Below are 20,011 nucleotides of genomic sequence, written 5' to 3'. Positions count from 1 at the left end.
GAAATTTGATGCTTTTCAAGACGCAACGCGACCGATCAAATGACCAAAAAGGAGCCCGAAAACGGGTCCTGCAACGAACAGGGGAACGATCAATGCGCGACACGCTCACCAAGACCAGCCTCTTTGCCCTGTTGGGCCTTGCAGCTTCGCTGGCTTCTGCCTCAACCGCACTGGCCCTCGACGAGGTCAGTTATGGCACCAACTGGCTCGCCCAGGCCGAACACGGTGGCTTCTACCAGGCCGTCGCCGACGGCACCTATGAGAAATACGGCCTGAAGGTCACCATCATCCAGGGCGGCCCGCAGGCGGCCAACCGCTCCCTGCTGATCGCCGGCAAGGTGGATTTCTACATGGGAAGCCCGCTCGGCGAGATGGACGCCGTCAAGGAAGGCATTCCGCTGATCGACGTCGCGGCCATCTTCCAGAAGGATCCGCAGGTCCTGCTCGCCCACCCCGATCAGGGCATCGAGACATTTGCCGATCTCGCCAAGCTCGACACCATCTTCATGGGCAAGGATGGCTACGTCACCTATTACGAGTGGATGAAGAAGAATTTCGAGGGCTTCACCGACGAGAAGTACAAGCCCTACACCTTCAACCCCGCCCCCTTCATAGCCGATCCGAAGTCTGCGCAGCAGGGCTACCTGACTTCCGAACCCTATGAGATCGAGAAGCAGGCCGGCTGGGCTCCGAAGGTCTTCCTGCTCGCCGACAACGGTTACAACCCCTACTCCACCATGATCACCACCACGACGACCATGGTCGAGACCAAGCCGGATGTTGTCCAGCGCTTCGTCGATGCCTCGATCGAGGGCTGGTACAACTATATCTACGGCGACAACAAGGCCGCCAACGACCTCATCAAGAAGGACAATCCGGAAATGACGGATGGCCAGATCGAGTATTCGATCGCCAAGATGAAGGAATATGGCATTCTCGAATCCGCCGAAGCGCTCGAAAAGGGCATCGGCTGCATGACCGACGAGAAGTACAAGGCCTTCTTCGACGCCATGGTCCAGATCGGCGTCCAGCCCGCCGACCTCGACTACAAGAAAGCCTACACCACCCAGTTCGTCTGCAAGGGCGTAGGGATGGCGTTGAAGAAGTAAGGCTCTGCCCCTCATCCGGCTGCCGCCACCTTTCCCCGCAAGCGGGGAGAAGGAGTTTCTGGGCAAGCGCCGGGGATGACATCCCCTCTCCCCGCTCGCGGGGAGAGGGTAGGGTGAGGGGCAGCGCTCCTCTTCGTTCACAGTCCAAGGCCATCCATGTCCCTTTCCGAAGTCCAGACGCTCGCTCCTCCCCCCGAACAGCGCCGGGCGCTGGTGGTGATGAAGGACGTGTCCAAGGTCTTTTCCAGCGGCACGGTCGCGCTGACCGGCATGTCGCTGACGGTGAACGGCGGCGAATTCGTCTCGCTTCTCGGCCCCTCCGGCTGCGGCAAGTCGACGGCACTCCGGATCATCGCCGGCCTCGGCGACGTCACCACGGGCACAATCGACTGGCCAAGCTCCCGCATCAATTCCAAGGGACTGCCCGAAGGCGACATCTCCTTCGTCTTCCAAGAGCCTACGCTGATGCCGTGGGCCACCGTCTTCGGCAATGTCTACCTCCCGTTGAAGCTGCGGGGCGTCACGAAGGCCGCAGCAAAGGCGGACATTCTCGCCGCCCTGGAACGCGTCGGCCTCAAAGACTTCGCGGACGCCTATCCCCGCGAACTCTCCGGCGGCATGAAGATGCGCGTGTCGATCGCCCGAGCGCTGGTCACCAAGCCGAAACTGCTGCTGATGGACGAGCCCTTCGCCGCACTTGATGAGATCACGCGCCAGAAGCTGAACGACGACGTGCTGCGCCTCTGGAAGGAGACCGGCATCACGGTCATCTTCGTCACCCATTCGGTCTTCGAAAGCGCCTACCTCTCCAACCGTATCGTCGTCATGAAGGCGCGCCCCGGTCGCGTGCATGCGGATTTTCCGCTGGTCACCAGCCTTGAACGCGACGCGCTTTACCGTTCCTCGGAAGAATATCGCCAGGCCTGCGAAACGGTCTCGAAGACATTGCTGGAAGCCATGGGTGGGGAGGAGCACTGATGACCGGACCGGCCGAAACCCTCCTGAAGATCCTCATTCCGATCCTCGTCGTCTTTGTGCTTCTCGTGATCTGGCAGGTCGGCGTCTGGGTCTCCGGAGTGCCGCAATACATTCTGCCGGGCCCGATCGCCATCGCCGGCGCTCTGGTCAAGGACTGGGGCACGCTCTCGCCGGCGCTCTGGGTCACCACCCAGATCACCCTGATGTCACTCGCGCTGGCGCTGATCGGCGGCGTCGGCATCGCGGTCTTCCTCGTCCAGTCGAAGTGGATCGAAGTCGCCTTCTATCCGATCACCGTCATCCTGCAGGTGACCCCGATCGTCGCGATTGCACCACTGATCCTGATCTACGCGCCTTCGACACAGGTCGCACTTTTGATCTGCGCCTTCCTCGTCGCCTTCTTCCCGATCCTCTCGAACATGGTGCAGGGCCTGAAGAGCGTCGACCACAATCTCCTGAACCTCTTCGATCTCTACGGCGCCTCCCGCTGGCAGACCCTGCTCTATCTGAAGCTCCCGGCCTCCCTGCCCTATTTCATGACAGGCTTGCGCATCGGTGGCGGCCTCGCGCTGATCGCCGCCGTGGTCGCAGAATTTGCAGCAGGCTCGGCCGGCGCCGGCTCGGGCCTTGCCTTCCGCCTGCTGGAGGCCCAGTTCCGTCTGAACATTCCCCGACTCTTCGCTGCCCTCTTCCTGCTCTCCTGCCTCGGCGTGGTCATCTTCGCCATTACCTCCTTCATTTCCTGGCTGGCGCTGCATCGCTGGCATGAGAGCAGCCTGAAACGAGAAAACTGATGTCGAATGCCATTGCCACTCTGCCCGCCGCCAAGCGCTTCGTTCTCGCCAATGCGACGCTGCCCGAGATCTGCGTCGATGGTGTCGAGGCCCCGGCCTGCGAGGGCCTGATCAGCGCCGATATCGTTGTCGCCGACGGCAAGGTCGAGGCGATCCTGAGGCCCGGGACCGCCCCATCAGGCCTCCCCTCTACGGATCTCCGCCACGGCATGGTCTGGCCGACCTTCGTCGACATGCACACCCATCTCGACAAGGGCCATATCTGGGACCGCAAGCCCAACCCGACGGGCGACTTCATCGGCGCGCTCGAAGCCGTACAGGCCGACCGCGTTGCCCGCTGGACGGCTGACGACGTCAAAGCCCGGATGGAATTTTCCCTGCGCACGGCTTACGCCCACGGCACGAGCCTGATCCGCACCCATCTCGACAGCCTGGCGCCCCAGCACCGCATCTCATTCGAGGTCTTCGCCGAAGTCCGCGACGCCTGGGCAGGCAAGATCGACCTGCAGGCCGCCGCCCTTTTCCCCTTTGACCAGATCACCGATGAGGCCTTCTTCAAGGATCTCGTTGAGGTCATCGTCGCCAACAAGGGCCTGCTCGGTGGCGTCACCTACCTGATGCCCGGGCTTGATGAGAAGCTCGACATCCTCTTCCGCACCGCAACCGAGAAGGGCCTCGACATCGACCTGCATGTCGACGAGACGCAGGACAAGGAAACCCTGACGCTGAAGACGATTGCGGAAGCCAAGCTCCGCAATGGCTTCGAGGGCGCAGTCACCGTCGGTCACTGTTGCTCGCTTGCCCGCCAGGACGATGATCTCGCAAAACGAACGATCGATCTGGTGGCTGAGGCCGGCCTCTCGGTCGTCTCGCTGCCGATGTGCAACATGTATCTGCAGGACCGCGTGTCAGGACGCACGCCCCGCCAACGCGGCGTCACCCTCTTCCACGAACTGTCAGCCGCCGGTGTCGCAACCGCCGTCTCCTCCGACAACACCCGCGACCCCTTCTATGCCTATGGTGATCTTGATCCGGTCGAAGTCTTCCGCGAGGCGGTGCGCATCATCCATCTCGACCATCCGCTGGATACGGCAGCAAGGGTCGTCACCCGCACGCCGGCCGACATCCTGAAGCGCCCGGATCATGGCCGCATCGCCGTCGGCGCCAAGGCCGATCTCGTCCTCTTCAGCGCCCGCCGCTGGAGCGAATTTTTGTCCCGTCCGCAGGCCGACCGCATCGTGATGCGGAATGGCATGGGCATCGACCGCAGCCTGCCGGATTACCGCGAACTTGACCCGTTGCTTGGAGTTTAGCCATGGCCGACTACGCCAAAATCAAGGAAGAGCTTGAAGGCATCGCCGTCGAAGACAATCCGGCGCTCGTCAAACAGAAGAGCCGCGACTTCTACTGGTATTCGCCGATCCTGAAAGAAGAGCTCGACAATGTCGTCGGTGACCTCGTGGTCTCCCCGACGACGGAAGACGAGGTAATCCGGGTTCTGAAGGTCGCCTATGCCCATGGCGTGCCCGTCACCCCGCGTGGCGGCGGCACCGGCAATTACGGCCAGGCCATGCCGCTCTCGGGCGGCATCGTCTTGAACCTCATTAACATGAACAAGGTGAAGGAGATCCTGCCCGGTCGGGTGATCTGCGAGCCGGGCATCATCATCTCCGAACTCGACAAGCAGACAAAAGCCCATTCCGGCCAGGAACTGCGCTTCCATCCCTCGACCGCACAGACTGCCTCGGTCGCAGGCTTCATTGCCGGCGGCTCAGGTGGCGTCGGATCGATCACCTGGGGCGGCCTGCGCGATCTGGGCAACATCCTGCGGCTCCGTGTCGTGACCATGGAAGCCGAGCCCCGCGTGCTCGAACTCTCCGCCTGGGACCTGCAGAAGGTCTCCCACGCCTATGGCACCAATGGCATCATCACCGAAGTCGAGATGCCGCTGGCACCCGCTTACGACTGGGTGGACGTCATCGTCGGCTATGAAGAGTTCATGGACGCGGTGAAATTCGCCGATGCACTCTCCCACAAGAACGGCATCCTTTTGAAGGAAGTCGCCCCGATCGCAGCCCCGATCCCGTTCGACTACTTCACCCGCCACAAACCCTGGCTGAAGGAAGGCCAGTCGGTCGTGGTGCTGATGGTGGCCCCGCATTCGATGGAACCCTTCCTGGCGCTCGCCGAACGCATGAATGGCGACATCCGCTTCCGCTCCGATACGGTCGAAAGCATGAAGGGCATCCCGCATGCCTATGAGCTGACATGGAACCACACGACGCTGCGGGCCCTCAAGCTCGACACCAACATCACCTATCTCCAGGTCCAGTATCCCGGCCCCGATCATGTCGAGAAGGTCCGGATCATGACCGAACTCTTCCCCGACGAGGTCATCGGCCATCTGGAATTCATCAAGTTCGACGGCCAGATCCAGTGCGCCGGCCTGCCACTGGTGCGCTACACCACCAAGGAACGGCTGGAAGAAATCATCCGCATCCACGAAGAGAATGGCTGCCCGATCTTCAACCCGCATCGCTACACGTTGGAAGAAGGCGGCATGAAGCAGACCGACCAGGTCCAGCTCGCCTTCAAGAAGGAGACCGATCCGAAGGGTCTGTTGAACCCCGGCAAGATGATCGCTTGGGAAAACCCGGACTTCGATTTCTCCGCAGGCAAGAACTACCTTTTCCCGGGCCTGGAGGTGTTTGCGGAGGCTGGAGAATAGCGACTCGACGGTTTGCCTTGGTGCTCTTGATACCCCCCTCTGCCCTGCCGGGCATCTCCCCCACACGGGGGGGAGAGCGGGATACGGCCGACGCCTTGCACAAACGCCACCATTGAAGATGCGGCTACGGTATTTGGACATGACAAACTTGGAGCAGGACTTCGTCATTCGCAACGATTGAGGGAATGAAACCGGCGCGCCCATCCACTCTCCCCCCGTGTGGGGGAGATGTCCGGCAGGACAGAGGGGGGTACCCCATGCGCAACGACAAACAACAACAAGGAACTACCCTACCGCCACACCAACACCATTCCGAAGGTACTCCCGGCCGGCCTTCCGGCTCATGCAAAACCTGACATGGCATCCCCCATCCCTCGACATCAGGCGGCGAAGGATCGGGATGTTGGGACAAACGGCGCGGAAGTTTTGAATTGAACCCCGACTGCGAAAGCGGCGGGTAACGACTTGGAGCTTTTGATATGCGCGTACTCGTCCTTCACTCCCACCCTCTCGATGAAAGCTTCGGCCGGGCGCTTTACAAGCTCACCTGCGAGACCCTGGAAAAGGCAGGCCACGAGGTCGATGGCTGCAATCTCTACGAGGAGGGTTTCGACCCTGTCCTTTCGGCCCATGACCGCCGCGTCTATCACGACATCCCGGACAATCTGACGCTGGTGAAACCCTATGTCGAGCGCCTGCTGAAGGCTGAAGCACTGGTGATCGTCACGCCGGTCTGGAACTTCGGCTTCCCGGCCATGCTGAAAGGCTATTTCGACCGCGTCTGGCTGCCCGGCGTTTCCTTCGACCTGGTGGATGGCAAGCTCACCCCGACGCTCCGCCACATCAAGAAGCTCGCCGCCGTCATGACCTATGGCGCGACCCCCATGCGCGCCTTCCTCGCCGGCAATCCGCCGAAGAAGATCGTTACCCGCGTACTGCGGGCTCAGATCAAGATCGGCGCACCGGTCAAGTATCTCGCCCATTACGACATGAACAATTGCACGGAAGAAACCCGTGCAGCCTTCATGGCCAAGGTGCGCCGCGAGATGGAAAACTTCTAAGAGAACGGCCGGCGGTCAGACGACCTTGGCCGCCGTCACCTCGACCTCGACGAGGAATTCCGGCCGCGTAAAGCCGCCGACGACGAGCAACGTCGAGACCGGCTTCGGATCGAACGTGTAGCGATCGCGGACAGCCATATAGGCCGGAAAGTCCTCTCGTCGCGTGACGAATCCGGAGATCCGGATTACATCCGCGAAGGTCATGCCGGCCTCATCGAGAACGGCCTTGATCGCTTCGAAACACAGCTCGGCCTGGCCGGTCACATCGGCTGGGATGCTATCATCGGGCCGGATGCCGAGCTGACCGGACGTCACCAGCAGGCTGGCGCCGGGCGGGACCAGCAGACCGTGGTTGTAATGCCCGAAGGGACGGCGGACGGAGGGAGGATTGAAGACCTTTTTCATGGGTTGAGCCTAGCGCGGCATAGAGCCCCTTGGAAGGCAAAAGAAGAACCCATGCCAATTGCTGGGGACAACATCCACACGGTCGTGACCGTCAAGACGCCAACCACGAACCCTCACGCCTGCAGTCCATGGACACATCGCCAAGACCATGGCCTCAATGGACCTGATCGACGTCCTACAGCAGCAGGTCATCACTGCGGGTCGGAGCGCCCGCAGGCCGATGCCATGCATCGGCAGGCGCGTCCCCGCCTCACCTCACGCGCGGCCGCAGGAAAGTTTGGCATTTTCCGAAGTAAACTCGTGCCAATCTTAATGTGCGCCATACGCACGCCGTGAGAATACTGATTAATGCCGACCGATGATGTGCCGCTCATGACCGTGCCTGGCTGAGGCATATGGTACCGTCTGGTCTTTCATGAAGGGGACTTTGACCAATGATGCTCCGTGTTCCGAACGCAGAGGAGACCGAGATTCTGCTCGGCAGCATTTCGGCGCCAGACCTGCCCGTCGATCGGATCGCTCAACGCGTCGAAGAAGTCTACGGGCTGACCGGAGAGTGGAAGCGCCTTGGCGGCGAGCGCGAACAGAATTTTCGGCTGACCACGCTGGATGGAAGCCTCTTCGTCGTGAAGATCGCTGCCCAGACAGAACCGTTGGAAAGCCTCATGTTCCAGATCAATGCTCTGGAGCATATCCAGCGGATTGATCCTGAGATACCCGTGCCTCGCGTGCAGCACACCTTGTCGGGCAAGGCAATCTCCGACATCACCGATACGGACGGGCGCAGCTATGCGCTTCGCATCCTGACATTCGTCACGGGCAGCACACTCCTCGAAGTCATAAAGAGCTCTGGAGCGGTCTTGGGTGCCGAAGAGCTCATGTCGCTTGGCGAGATGGGCGGACGTCTGACACGCGCCCTGCAGGGATTTCGCGGAGACGGTGCGCCCCACGTCATGCCATGGGACCTCTCGAACGGATTGTTGTTCTCCGACACACTGAAAGCGACCATGCCGCAAGATGTCGGTCCGGTGCTACAGTCCGTTCTGGACGAACTGAGAATTGTACTGTCAGACCGGCTGCCCCGGCTTCGTGCGCAGGTCGTCTACCACGACTTCCACGAATCCAACGTCCTTGTCAGCCTTGAACCCTCTTTCAGGATTGATGGTATCATCGATTTCGGCGACATGATCTTCGGGCCGGTCGTCCAGGATCTGAGCGTGACGATCGCTTCGCTGATCCATTGGTCGGTTGATCCGGTCTATGCCGCCGCCTGCCTTGTCCGCGGCTACCAGCGCCAGATGCCGCTGGAGGCGGCCGAGCTTGAGATCCTCAAGCCACTCGTGGTGGCGCGTCTGCTCTTGCAGGTTGGGCTCGTCGCGCATCAAGCGGCTCAGGACGGCGCGTCTGGCTCGAAGCTCGATGAGTTGCAGTCAATGTATGTGGACGCCTTGTTGAAGCTGCACGCGCTGCCGAACGAGGAATTCCTTCAGGCAATGGTGCCCTCAGTCGTCCCCGGGGTCAGCCCGCAGGCCCTCATGTCAAATTCGCCCACGCCCGGTTTGCTGAAGCGGCGCGAAGCGGTGCTCGGCAAGACCTATACGTTCTACAACGAACCCCTCGAAATCGTTCGCGGCAAGGGTAGCAAGCTCTTTGACGCTTCGGGCAAGGAATATCTCGACTGCTACAACAATGTAGCCAATCTGGGCCATTGCCATCCCTATGTCGTTGATGCCCTGGCACGTCAGGCGAGCACGCTCAACACAAACTCCCGCTATCTACACGCCGAGATCGTCAGGCTGGGGGAACGGCTGGGCGCCACTCTGCCGGATAGCCTCGACACCTGGTTCTTTGTCTGCTCGGGATCGGAAGCGAACGACCTGGCCGTCCAGCTCTCACGGATCGCGACAGGCAATGAGGGGGTCGTGGTCACCGAAAACAGCTATCACGGCAACACCACGATCGTGTCGCCGCTGTCGCTCATCGACTATGATGTACAGCACAAACCCGACTGGGTCGAAACGGTATCCCCTCCCAATCTCTACAGAGGCATCTACCGGGAAGGTACACCGGATGCCGGCGCCAGATATGCCGACCACGTAAAGCAGGCGGCCGAACGGCTGGACCGCCGCTCTCACGGCATGGCCGGCTTGATGATCGACTCGATCTTCGACGCCAACGGTGCGCTGGTGCCGCCCCCGGATTACCTTTCGCGCGCCTATGCGGCAGCGCGATCCGCCGGCGCCCTAACCATTGCCGACGAAGTCCAGATGGGGTTTGCGCGCTCCGGAACGCATATGTGGGGTTTTCAAGCCTTCGGTGTTGAACCCGACATCGTGACCATGGGCAAACCGATGGGCAATGGTCATCCGATCGCCGCCTTGGTGACCAGGCGCGAGATCGCAGAACTGCTGCAGAAGCGGACGGGGTACTTCAACACCTTCGGTGGCAACACGGTATCAGCCGTGGTCGGCAACGCTTGTCTCGATGTCCTGATCGGAGAGAACCTGCAGGCGAATGCCGCCCGTAGCGGGGCAGCGCTGCGACAGGGTCTGGAAGCGTTGATGAGCCGGCATCACATCATCGGCCACATCCACGGTCGAGGATTGTTCATCGGCGTTGAGCTGGTGATCGACCACGAAACGAAGGCTCCGGCCAAGCTTGCCGCACGTTGGGTTCGTGAACGGCTGAAATCGCTTGGCGTGCTCGTCTCGTCGACAGGCCCGTTCGGAAACATCATCAAGATCCGCCCGCCTCTGGTCTTCAGCCTGGCAGACGTTGCGCGATGCCTTGAGACACTCGATCAAGCCATTGGCGAGATACCCGCAGACTTGAGGACAAAAGGCGCCTGAGACAAAGCCAAGTCAACGGCGGGAACGCCTCAGATTTTGCCTGATACTGCGCCTTCTGGCGCCTCTCATCTTTGCTCACTCTTTACCGCGAATTGCGGCTTCGCAGCCGGCTTCCGGTCGCGTTCACGCACGCCGAGACACTGTCGAAAGCCGGAAAAGTCCCCGTCCATACTACGAGAATTCACCAAGTAATGCGGGACATCGCGGAGCTAACATCCTTCTGTTACAGAGTGGTTGGGGCATCCGCAACAAGCGATCGGACATCGCTTGGCGGGGACTATCAACCCTTCGGGCATACGCATGTGCTCACCGGCGTCACGGATTTCGGCCTTGATCCGCAGGAGGCGATAGCCAGCCGCGCATCTTCCAAAGCATGGGCCAAACCATCGTCGAACGCGGGATTCCAGGGCCCGCGATCAGAGGGCTTCAGGAAATAGGCCACAAGGTCCTCGTTGCACCGGAGCCCCACGGCGGCGGGCAGATGATCATGATCGACTGGAAGGAGGGTGTTCTGATCGGCGGATCGGACAGCCGTGTGGATGGATGTGCGCTGGGTTATTGAGCGCTGCCCGCTGACCGCATCTCCGCCCTCTGAACACACGTCCCGCAGGGCGGAGATGAATACCGAAGCAAGGTTGGCCGTATAGTTCGTCGGAAGCCAAGTAGCCGAAGCGCTGCACCTGAAATCGATTTTGAAGACCTGATGGAAATTGTCAGTGGCGTGCCAGCCCTGACAAAAAATTTTAGGCGAAGGTCCCAAATGGGGCGTAGAGGACGTCTTCGTTTCAGAGCCTTGGCATGCTCCCACAATTTCATGGCTTTGTTACGAGGACACCTTCCGTGATTAGCGTTATATCTAGCGAATATCACTTTCGCCTTCAGGTCTGAGGCGATAGTGGCGATAATCGAAGCATCAAGAGCGGAAGCAGGACTTGTCCAGCGCGCGCTCGAAGCGCAAGCAGCCTATCTGCAGGATGTCAGGGCGGACATGGGTCTGCCCGGCGAAGGCTGGACGACAGTCGAGGCATTCTTCAATGACGACAAGGCCATCGGGGAATTTCTGGTATTCGAACAATCGCTGAACGAAGGCGCCGACGTGAAGACAGCGGCAGCGCTGCTGATGACCGATTACGGCTACATCATTGCTGCTGCGGTCGTTCCACTCTACGTCGGTTTCGGCCTCGTTCCCGACCTTTCTCCCGCCAGTATCGCGCTTCTCTTTCATACTAAGGAGGAGGACCACGACGGGAAGCTTCATTTGAGGCGCCGTGCCGATGTCCGTTTCCTGGAAGATGGATTTTGGCAGGGACAGTTGGACAGTCACCCTGACGAGGAACGGTTTCGGTTGGAAATCGAGCGGCATTTCACCCCAGTGGTCGAAACAGTTCACGCACGTACACGCCTATCCCGCGCCGCGCTGTGGCGGCTTGCCGCAGATGCGATCGCCGGTCGCTTTCTCGATTGTGGTCGCCGGTTCGGCACGGTCGAGGCCGCAAAGACGTCCGCGATGCGAATTCTCAAAGTGCCCGGTTCGCCACTGAGCAATCGACAACTCCAATTCTTCGACCTGACGGTGCTCGACGAACATCAACGAGAGTTTTCCTATACCTTCCGCCAGCGTGGGGGATGTTGCCGGTTCTATCAGGTTGATGGCGGCGAATACTGTTCGACATGTGTTCTGAAAGACCCTGGCCAACGAGACGACGAGTTGCGTCTCGCCATGCGCCAGCACCTGCGTCTGGTCTGACAGAAGAAACTCGTAAAATTTCCCGAAGTCACAGTCCCAAATCCGGAAACGCGATCGTCTAACTCGCAGGAGCAGCAGCATGAGTTGCTGCTCTGAGTGGTGGACTGCGGCGCGTTAAGCTGCCTGAGATTTGGGGATTTCGATGACGAGAAAGATTGCCGTGCAGGTGGGAGCCAGGAAAGGTCTCCGGCGGATCCTACTGATGACGGGGACGGCACTTGCGATGCTCACGCCTGCCTTGCCGGCGGTAACGCTGGAAGCGCGAGCGCAGGCAACGACGCAATCAATCTCCGTGCCGGAGGGGCCGCTCACCGCCGCTCTCAACAGCCTGGCGGCGCAGACAGGCCTCCAGATTCTGTTCGATGCATCGGTCGCGGAGGGGAAGGTTACACGCGGCGTGAATGGTAAGTTGACCTCCGAACAGGCGTTGAGGGCCGTGCTTTCCGGAACCGGCGTCGATGCCCGCTTCGCCGGTGAAAATCAGGTCACGTTGCTGGATACAGCTTATGGTTCCGGCTCCTCCGATCAAGATGGTACCCTGCTGCAACCGATTCAGGTCTATGGAGCACGCAATACGACAACGCTCAGCGGCACAACAAGCAGTGTAGCCATCCTGAATGCGCAGAGTCTCGCGGACAGCCAGATCCGCACCACGCAGGACACCTATCGCCGCATGGCGAACGTGATGGACAGCGCCACGGTCAATTCCGGTTTCGTCATCCGCGGTATGAGTTCCGAAGGTCTTGTAGCGTCCGGTGGACCAGCGGGCTCAATCTACATCGATGGCATCCTTCAGACACGCTACAATGCACGCTTCGGCTCTCGAAATCTCTGGGATGTCGAACAGGTTGAGGTCTACCGCGGCCCGCAATCGACGCTTTCCGGTCGCGCTGCCATGACCGGAGCAGTCTACATCAAGTCGAAAGATCCGACCTTCGAGAAGGAGGCAGTTCTTTCCAGCACCGTTGGGTCAGACGATTTGGTTGGCGGCGCCTTCATGTTCAACACACCTGTTGTGGAAGACGAGATTGCGTTGCGCATGTCAGGCGCTTTTGAGAGGTCGCGCGCACAGCCGGATTACTCGAACTTCTACATCTACGACAACTACAGCGACCTGATTACAGACATCAGCGGCACCTTCCGTGCCAAGATGTTGGTGACCCCAGCAGAACTGCCAGAGACGCGCGCTCTTTTGACCTATTCCTATTCCAAGGACCGGCCAAATGATGCGCTTGTCGGACTTTATTCGGGGCGTGGCGATTTCAATAATTCGCCCGTCACCTACACCGAATACCGCTGGACGGAAGTCCACAATCTCGGGCTGGAGTTGACCCACGACATTTCCGACGCCCTGCGCATCACCTCGCAAACCGGCTTTCAATATGGAATCAACAACCGGCGCTCCATCGATTACGGCACTCCAGGATTGATCAATGGCATCACGGGCGAGGACGACAACTCAATATTCACCCAGGAACTGCGTCTGAACTACGAAGAAGAGAAGTGGAAATGGGTCACGGGGATCTATGGCAGCCATGAACGCTGGGTGGGCGCAACGGATATCGTCGCATTCAACCTCTACCAGCAGAATGACACGCAGCGGCGCCAAACCTCGAACCTCGCCATCTTTGGCGAGGCAACCTACGAATTCGTCCCCACCTGGTTCGCCACAGTGGGTGGACGCCTGGACTACTTGTACGACAAGGACCATCAGCAGAACTATTTCGGCCTTATCAACCGATCACCGGTTCTGACAGGGCAGCCGTCGTCCCTGACAGAGTTGAACTTTGTGCCGAAAGTCGGGATTTCCAAGGAGTTCGGCGACAGTCAGACCGTCGGCCTGACCTATACCCAAGGCTTCCGGTCGGGTGCATCCTACTATGACCGCGTGACGAAACAGCTTGGCTCCTATGATCCGGAGTATTCACAGAACGTCGAACTCTCCTACAAAGGCACGTGGCTTGACGATCGGCTGTCGCTGAATGCGAATCTCTTCTACACCAGATATGAAGATCAGCAGGTCGAAATACGACCGGACCCGAAGATCCCCGGTTACCGGATCATTTCGAATGCAGCCACGTCGAGGGCCTGGGGCTTCGAAATCGAACCCAGCATGGAGGTCAACGACCAGTTCACAGCCTTCGCTTCGATCGGATATCTGAACACCAAGTTCATCGACTTCAAACATGCGGCACTGCGCGGACCGCAGGATGGGAAATCCTTCCCCGAAGCACCGGAATGGAACTTCAGCTTTGGCGGTCGCTACGAGTTTGACAACGGGGTCTTCGTGAGCGCCGACGGCAAGTACACGACCAGCTACAATTCGCGCTTTGGCACCAATGGCATGTACAAGATCGACCCACGCCTCATACTGAATGCGCAGGTCGGATTCCAGAAGAACAACTGGGAGGTGACCGCCTTCGTGGAAAACCTGACCGACGAGAAATACTTCACGCTTATCGATCCCGATTATTCCCTGCCATTCGGCCAGGCCGGCAAGCGCCGTTCCTTCGGATTGAACCTCCAGGCGAAGTTCTGATTGCGGTGGCTGCGGGGCTCGTGCTCCGCGGCCATTCTGACTCTCAATGAGGTTATGGTGTCCCTGTTGCGTTTCTGTTCCCTTCTTTTCGTTTCACTGCTGTCCGCTTCGCTTGCACAGGCGGCTTGCCTCGGCAAAGCCGTAACTGAGGATATTTACAATCCGCCGGTCTGCATTCCGGCGGAACCGAAACGGATTGTCACGCTCGATCCATTGATCACGCTTGGAATGCTGATCGAACTCGAAGCTCCTGTCGTTGCAACACCCTACATGGCGATCACCGAGAACGAGATCCTCGATGTGGTGAAGACCAAGAAGATGATCGATCTCGGCAATCCAAAGGAGCCGAGCCTTGAGCGGCTCGCCGTGTTGAAGCCCGACCTCATTATCGGTTCGGTCGAAGCGCATGCGTCAATCTACGACCAGGCAGCACGGATTGCACCGACGGTCCTGTTCAAGCATATGGACTGGAAGAAGTATCTGGAGCGCCTCTCCGAAGTGACCGGGCGCGAAGGTGCGGCAAATGCCGCGCTCGCCACCTATGAGATCCGCGTCGCGGCCATTCGTGAACGCATGAAGGACAAGAAGATTACGGTCTCTACCGTCCGCTTTGCGCCTGATCGCTTCGTCGTCTTTGTCGATGGACCGGATGCCTACGCGCCCTTTGCCGTGCTGCGGGAGGCCGGCGTCAAACGGACGGATTACGAAACGGTGACCGATCGTACGATCGTGAAGAGGCCGGACTGGGAAGAACTTGCCAATCTGGATGGCGACGTGCTGCTGTATGTGTCGGCCAGCGGCTTCGAAAAAGCGCCGGACGACGCGCTGGAGAAGCAGGTCACGGACAACCCGCTTTGGCAACTGCTTCCGGCTGTTCAGGCCGGCCGCGCCCATCGGGTCGACCGCGGCCCCTGGCAGAGTTTCCATGGCATCAGTTCGGCCAATCGCATTCTCGATGATGTCGAGCGCTACATCCTGGTTTACCGATGACAGGCCAAGGATCCGGTCGCCCGGCGAGGGCCGGCAGCAATCCGCTGCTCGGGCTGACAACGCTTCTGTGTCTTCTCATTATTGCAGCATGGGGCGCAACCGCGATGGGCGCGGTGACCATGCCGCTTTCCAAAATTGCGGGCGCGATCCTTCAGTTCGACGGCTCTCGGGACCATCTGCTCGTGATGACTGTCCGCCTCCCCCGCGTTATCGCAGCCGTTCTCGCAGGCAGCGCACTGGCCGTGGCGGGCGCCATCATGCAGGCCGTCACCAACAACCCGCTCGCCTCCCCTGACCTGCTCGGTATCAACGCGGGTGCCGCCTTCGCCGTTGTCATGGTGATGACGCTCTTCGGCGCGCGTACCGGCAACACTTTTGTCTGGTTCTCCTTCTCGGGGGCCGCCGTCGCCGCGGTCGTCGTCTACGCCGGGAGCTCTCTAGGCAGGGTCGGGCATTCTCCTCTGGCACTTGTGTTGGCGGGTGTCATTGTCGCAACCTTCCTGACGTCGGTCACCACAGCCATGCTGATTTTCGATCAGAGCACGCTCGATGCAGTGCGCCTCTGGACAGCCGGTTCGGTAACGGGTCGAACCATGGCGCAGGCGAAAACCGTCGCACCGTTCATCGTTGCCGGCCTCACTGCAGCACTGCTTCTCGGCCGACATCTCACGACACTCAGCCTCGGGAGGGATGCCTCCCGTTCACTCGGACAGAACCCTCTCGTCTGGCGAGGTGCATCGATCGCCATCGTCATCCTGCTGGCCGGCGGGGCCGTTGCGCTTGCCGGACCGATCGCCTTTGTCGGACTTGTGGTCCCGCATAGTGTTCGAATGTGCATCGGCGCCGACTATCGACTGGTCATTCCTTTCGCGGCACTCGGCGGTGCACTGCTGGTCGTTACCGCCGATATGGTCGGCCGGCTTCTCTTCGGCAGTCAGAGCTTTCCAGTCGGCGTGACGATCGCGCTCATCGGCGCTCCCTTCTTCCTCCATCTCGCCCGAACACGATTGAGAGGCGAGACATGATCCGCCTTTTCCTCGGCCTTACGCTTCTACTGGCCAGTCTTGTCGCCGCAAGCCTTGCTTTTGGCGAGGTCTCGCTGACATGGCGCGAACTCTATCATGCCATGACCGGCACGGACGCCACCGCCCCACGGAGCGCGATGATTGTTTTCGACCTACGTCTACCGCGCGTGCTTCTCGCACTCCTCGTCGGCGTGGCTCTTTCTCTTTCCGGCACGATAACGCTGGCCATCATGCGCAATCCGCTGGCGGAGCCGGGAGTGCTCGGCATCAACAGTGGCGCGGCGGCGGCGGCATTGGCAGTCATCGTCCTGGTTGAGGACCCACCGGTCGAATTCTTGCAAGGGGCCGGTTTTCTGGGTGCGGCTGCAATGGCACTCGCAGTCTATGCGCTTGCAAGGCGCAGCGGCACATCCTCGCTTCGCATCATCCTGATCGGCATCGGCCTTTCGTCCCTCGCCACGGCCTTCACGACCCTTCTCTCAGCATTCGGCGAGATCGGCGACGTGCAGCGCGCGATGATCTGGCTGGCGGGCAGTGTTTACGATGCCAATATGGTCAAGGTTCGCCTGCTCGCACTCTGGCTCGTCGTTCCCGTCACGTTTGCCCTCCTCTCGGCGCGTGAACTCGATCTCATTCGTTTCGGAGACCATTTGGCCAGAAGCCTCGGACAGCCTGTTGATCTCGTCCGGGGCATCACAATCGTGCTGGCCACCATGCTTTCGGGCGCTGCCGTAGCAGCCTCCGGACTCATAGGCTTCGTCGGCCTGATAGCACCGCATATGGCGCGGCGACTGGTCGGGGGTGCACATCGCCGGATACTTCCGATCGCAGCGCTCATCGGCGCCTGCCTTGTCGTTGCCGCAGACCTCGTCGGCCGCATAGTCCTGCCGCCGGTCCAGCTTCCAGCCGGCATCGTTACCGGGCTCCTTGGTGCACCATTCTTCGCCTATCTGCTTTGGGTACGCCGACATGACCACAGATAAGCCGGCGCGCTTTGGCAAGATCGAAGGCAAAGGTGTCAGCCTTGCTTACGGCAGACATCGTATCGTCGACAATCTTGATATCGCCATTCCGGAACGACGCTTCACCGCACTAATCGGCCCCAATGGCAGTGGCAAATCCACAGTCCTGCGCAGCTGTGCGGCGCTCATGAAGCCGTCCAGCGGTGCCCTGCTGCTCGATGGCCGCGACATGACAGAAATGTCAACCCGCGAGATCGCGCGAAAGGTGGGCGTTCTGTTGCAAGGACCCGTCCCGCCGGAAGGTTTGACTGTGGCAGATCTGGTACGGCAGGGACGCTATCCGCATCAAAACCTGTTTGGCCGGTGGTCTGTCGATGACCAGCAGGCTTGTGACGAGGCCTTGATGCTCACAGGCACGACCGATCTTTCCGATCGCATGCTGGATAGCCTCTCGGGCGGCCAGCGCCAGCGTGTCTGGATTGCCATGGCGCTGGCGCAGGAGGGCGAAGCACTTCTCCTCGATGAACCGACGACCTATCTCGACATCGAGCATCAGATCGAACTGATGAACCTCATCAAAATGCTGGTCGACAAGCATGGGAAGACGGTTGTTGCCGTTCTGCACGACATCAATCAGGCAGCACGCTTTGCCGAGCACATCATTATCTTGAAGGAAGGCAGGATGGTCGCGGCAGGAAAGCCTGACGCGGTCATTTCCGCCAAGACGATCTTTGATGTGTTCAACGTCAAGACCATGGTGATCTACGACCCGGTTGCCGGAACCCCGCTTTGCGTTCCGCTGTGAGACCATCAGCGGCGTTGCTAAAAAATCACATCCTCGGTGCTTTTAGGCGAATGGCACGCACCTGCCCTTCTCTCTGGCCAAAATGAACAACCCGAATCGGGCAATGAAATCAGGCATAAACATGAGATTTTTGCTCTTGATTTAACGCGCTCTGCTGTTTAGTTTTGAATTCTTCTAACCTATTGTGGTTGAACGTTTTTTTAGGATCGATTAGCCCTTTTTGTGATCACGGTTCGGGCATTTCAGCGTGAACCGGAATGCTGTTTGGGACCTGTTAACCAATGCCGAGCTCTTCCTCCTCACACCTGGCCTGGGATGGTGTTGATAGTGACGCCCTGCTCAATCTGGCGATGGAAGCCTACTATGCCGACATCACCAATGCGGTCCGCCGGCGAGGCCATCCCAGTTCCACCGCCCGTGATGTCGTGCATGATCTCTATGTGAAACTCTCCGCCAGACCGGAGGTGCTGCAGAACAAGCGCTCCATCAAGGCCTTTCTCTGCCGCGCCGCCATCAATCTTGGCATTGACCTCCAACGCCGAGAAACGAAGGAAGCCCGCCTTTTCTCCGGCTCCGAGCGCGAAGCGCTTTTGGTCCCGAACTCCGGACATGCACCGGACCACCGGCTCGACATTGAGGCGCGGCTCTCAATCCTGCGCACGGCGATCGCCGAACTGCCGGAACGACGCCGGGCTGTCTTCATTCTGCATCGCCTTCATCATCTCACCCCGGACCAGATCAGCGCCAAGCTGAATATTTCCAGGAATATGGTGGACCGCCACCTGCGTCGCGCCTTCGCCCATTGCCTTGACCGTATTCTCTAGAGCGACAAAAGGTCATCCATCTCGGGTGAAAATCGTTATATGTACGGACCCAATGTACCAAGGAGTCCCACAGCGCCGACCTCAAGCGTCTCATACTCAAAGGACACGTCTGGAATTATTCATGCCGCTCAAGGGAGAGAATCAGATTCGGAAAAAGCGCAATCGCGAAGCGGCCGACTGGCTCTTGCGCAATACCAACCCGAATCGATCACCTGCCGATAGTGCCCGCTTCAAGAAGTGGCTTGAGGAAGATCCGGAGAACTGTCGTACCTATCGTGCAGCAGAACGCATGCTGGGCGACGCTCGGCAAGCGATCCAGTCCGATCCTGACCTTGCCGAGATCGACATCAAGCCAAGGAGCGTTGCAAGGCCGATTGTCGCGACGATTGTCATTGCCGGGATGGCGACCGGCGCCTTTTTTGCCCTCGGCGGCCCGCTGCGCCTTCAGGCAGACGTGATCGCAGGGACAAACGAGATGCCGGTGCACACATTGCAGGACGGCTCGGTGGTGCAACTCAACGCCTCCTCGGCAATCGCCGTGGATTTCACAGGAGAGCGCCGCGTCATTCGCCTTCTGCAGGGGCAGGCTTTCTTCAAGGTCGCTCACGCGCCCGAACGGCCATTTACGGTCGTTGCAGGGGAAGCGGAAATCACGGCGCTCGGCACGGCGTTTGACGTACGCTACGGCAGAGAGGACACGGAAGTGACCGTCACGGAAAATGCCGTACAGGTGGATTTCGCTGGGCAGCACCCCAGTCCGATCCGCGTCCCCCAGGGCCGGCAGGCAATTCTGGACCATGAGAATGAGAAGGCAGCCATCTCAACCGTCGATGCGCTCGTAGCTCTCGCCTGGACGCGCGGTCAGATCGCGGTAGACAATGCGCCGCTTTCCTACGTTGTCGAGGAGATGAACCGCCATTTCTACGGACGGATCGTGATCGCCGGTCCAACGCTGGCCGAGCGCCGCGTCAGCGGCACAATCAAGGTTGCAGACACCGATCACGCGCTTGCTTTCTTGACAAACGCGCTCGGCGTGAAGGCGACACATCTCGGCCCTCTGATCGTGATCCGTTAGTGGAACAATGCCCTTTTACTCCGCTGCCGATCACGCCGCCCTGTTTGCGACGGCGCGGGCGACGACGAAGCGGGAGATCATCTGGCTCAGCGTATTGGCTTCGCCGTTCAACACGGCAGA

The 20,011-nt window shown here is 59.8% G+C and carries 16 protein-coding genes and 1 pseudogene; 16 read left to right on the top strand and 1 reads right to left on the bottom strand.

Features of this window, described 5'->3' with window-relative positions; genetic code table 11:
• Positions 1-92: 92 nt before the first annotated feature.
• From H6M51_RS22655 to H6M51_RS22630, 6 genes are all read left to right on the top strand, one after another.
• Complete coding sequence (locus tag H6M51_RS22655; protein ID WP_246780649.1) at positions 93-1,109, top strand: ABC transporter substrate-binding protein; 1,017 nt, start codon at positions 93-95, stop codon at positions 1,107-1,109.
• Positions 1,110-1,265: 156 nt separating this feature from the next.
• A complete protein-coding gene (locus H6M51_RS22650; RefSeq protein ID WP_185812082.1) occupies positions 1,266-2,087 on the top strand; it encodes an ABC transporter ATP-binding protein in 822 nt (273 codons plus the stop codon).
• Positions 2,087-2,881 carry an ABC transporter permease gene (locus H6M51_RS22645; protein WP_185812081.1) on the top strand — a complete coding sequence of 265 codons (795 nt, stop codon included), beginning with the start codon at positions 2,087-2,089 and terminating at the stop codon, positions 2,879-2,881. The genes H6M51_RS22650 and H6M51_RS22645 overlap by 1 nt, the downstream gene beginning before the upstream one ends.
• Positions 2,881-4,194, top strand: a complete 1,314-nt coding sequence (locus tag H6M51_RS22640; protein WP_185812080.1) for a cytosine deaminase — start codon at positions 2,881-2,883, stop codon at positions 4,192-4,194. Before H6M51_RS22645 ends, H6M51_RS22640 begins: the two co-directional genes overlap by 1 nt.
• Positions 4,195-4,196: 2 nt before the next feature.
• Positions 4,197-5,609 carry an FAD-binding oxidoreductase gene (locus tag H6M51_RS22635; RefSeq protein WP_185812079.1) on the top strand — a complete coding sequence of 471 codons (1,413 nt, stop codon included), beginning with the start codon at positions 4,197-4,199 and terminating at the stop codon, positions 5,607-5,609.
• 479 nt (positions 5,610-6,088) lie between these two features.
• Entirely contained in the window at positions 6,089-6,670 is a 582-nt protein-coding gene (locus tag H6M51_RS22630) for an NAD(P)H-dependent oxidoreductase (protein ID WP_185812078.1), read from the top strand.
• A gap of 15 nt (positions 6,671-6,685) precedes the next feature.
• On the opposite strand, the gene H6M51_RS22625 is transcribed toward H6M51_RS22630, so the two are convergent.
• Positions 6,686-7,075 (bottom strand): RidA family protein, encoded by a 390-nt coding sequence (locus H6M51_RS22625; protein ID WP_185812077.1) that lies wholly within the window; start codon positions 7,073-7,075, stop codon positions 6,686-6,688.
• Between the two features lie 434 nt (positions 7,076-7,509).
• On the opposite strand from H6M51_RS22625, the gene H6M51_RS22620 reads away from it, so the two are divergent.
• The 10 genes and pseudogenes from H6M51_RS22620 (at position 7,510) to H6M51_RS22575 (ending at position 19,891) form a co-directional block, all read left to right on the top strand.
• On the top strand, positions 7,510-9,924 hold the full coding sequence (locus tag H6M51_RS22620; protein WP_185812076.1) for an aminotransferase class III-fold pyridoxal phosphate-dependent enzyme: 2,415 nt from the start codon (positions 7,510-7,512) through the stop codon (positions 9,922-9,924).
• A gap of 373 nt (positions 9,925-10,297) precedes the next feature.
• Complete coding sequence (locus H6M51_RS22615) at positions 10,298-10,486, top strand: gamma-glutamyltransferase (RefSeq protein WP_185812075.1); 189 nt, start codon at positions 10,298-10,300, stop codon at positions 10,484-10,486.
• Positions 10,487-10,912: 426 nt separating this feature from the next.
• Positions 10,913-11,578 (top strand): annotated as a pseudogene (locus H6M51_RS22610) (ferric iron reductase); the annotation flags it as partial.
• A gap of 235 nt (positions 11,579-11,813) precedes the next feature.
• A complete protein-coding gene (locus H6M51_RS22605) occupies positions 11,814-14,210 on the top strand; it encodes a TonB-dependent receptor (RefSeq protein ID WP_185812074.1) in 2,397 nt (798 codons plus the stop codon).
• A 57-nt stretch (positions 14,211-14,267) separates the two neighbouring features.
• Positions 14,268-15,200, top strand: coding sequence for an iron-siderophore ABC transporter substrate-binding protein (locus tag H6M51_RS22600; protein ID WP_348644570.1), 933 nt, complete (start codon positions 14,268-14,270; stop codon positions 15,198-15,200).
• The gene (locus H6M51_RS22595; RefSeq protein ID WP_185812072.1) at positions 15,197-16,225 is read left to right on the top strand and encodes an iron ABC transporter permease; all 1,029 of its coding nucleotides are present in this window, start codon (positions 15,197-15,199) and stop codon (positions 16,223-16,225) included. Before H6M51_RS22600 ends, H6M51_RS22595 begins: the two co-directional genes overlap by 4 nt.
• Positions 16,222-17,208 (top strand): iron ABC transporter permease, encoded by a 987-nt coding sequence (locus H6M51_RS22590; RefSeq protein WP_185812071.1) that lies wholly within the window; start codon positions 16,222-16,224, stop codon positions 17,206-17,208. Before H6M51_RS22595 ends, H6M51_RS22590 begins: the two co-directional genes overlap by 4 nt.
• Entirely contained in the window at positions 17,195-17,992 is a 798-nt protein-coding gene (locus tag H6M51_RS22585; protein ID WP_185812070.1) for an ABC transporter ATP-binding protein, read from the top strand. The genes H6M51_RS22590 and H6M51_RS22585 overlap by 14 nt, the downstream gene beginning before the upstream one ends.
• 281 nt (positions 17,993-18,273) lie before the next feature.
• Positions 18,274-18,816: an RNA polymerase sigma factor gene (locus tag H6M51_RS22580; protein ID WP_185812069.1), complete on the top strand. Its 543-nt coding sequence runs from the start codon at positions 18,274-18,276 to the stop codon at positions 18,814-18,816.
• A gap of 25 nt (positions 18,817-18,841) precedes the next feature.
• Positions 18,842-19,891 carry a FecR family protein gene (locus H6M51_RS22575; RefSeq protein ID WP_348644569.1) on the top strand — a complete coding sequence of 350 codons (1,050 nt, stop codon included), beginning with the start codon at positions 18,842-18,844 and terminating at the stop codon, positions 19,889-19,891.
• Positions 19,892-20,011 lie beyond the last annotated feature (120 nt).

The sequence above is a fragment of the Rhizobium sp. AQ_MP genome, from assembly GCF_014237835.1.
Taxonomy (GTDB): domain Bacteria; phylum Pseudomonadota; class Alphaproteobacteria; order Rhizobiales; family Rhizobiaceae; genus Allorhizobium.
This window is presented reverse-complemented; position numbering and strand designations above follow the sequence as displayed.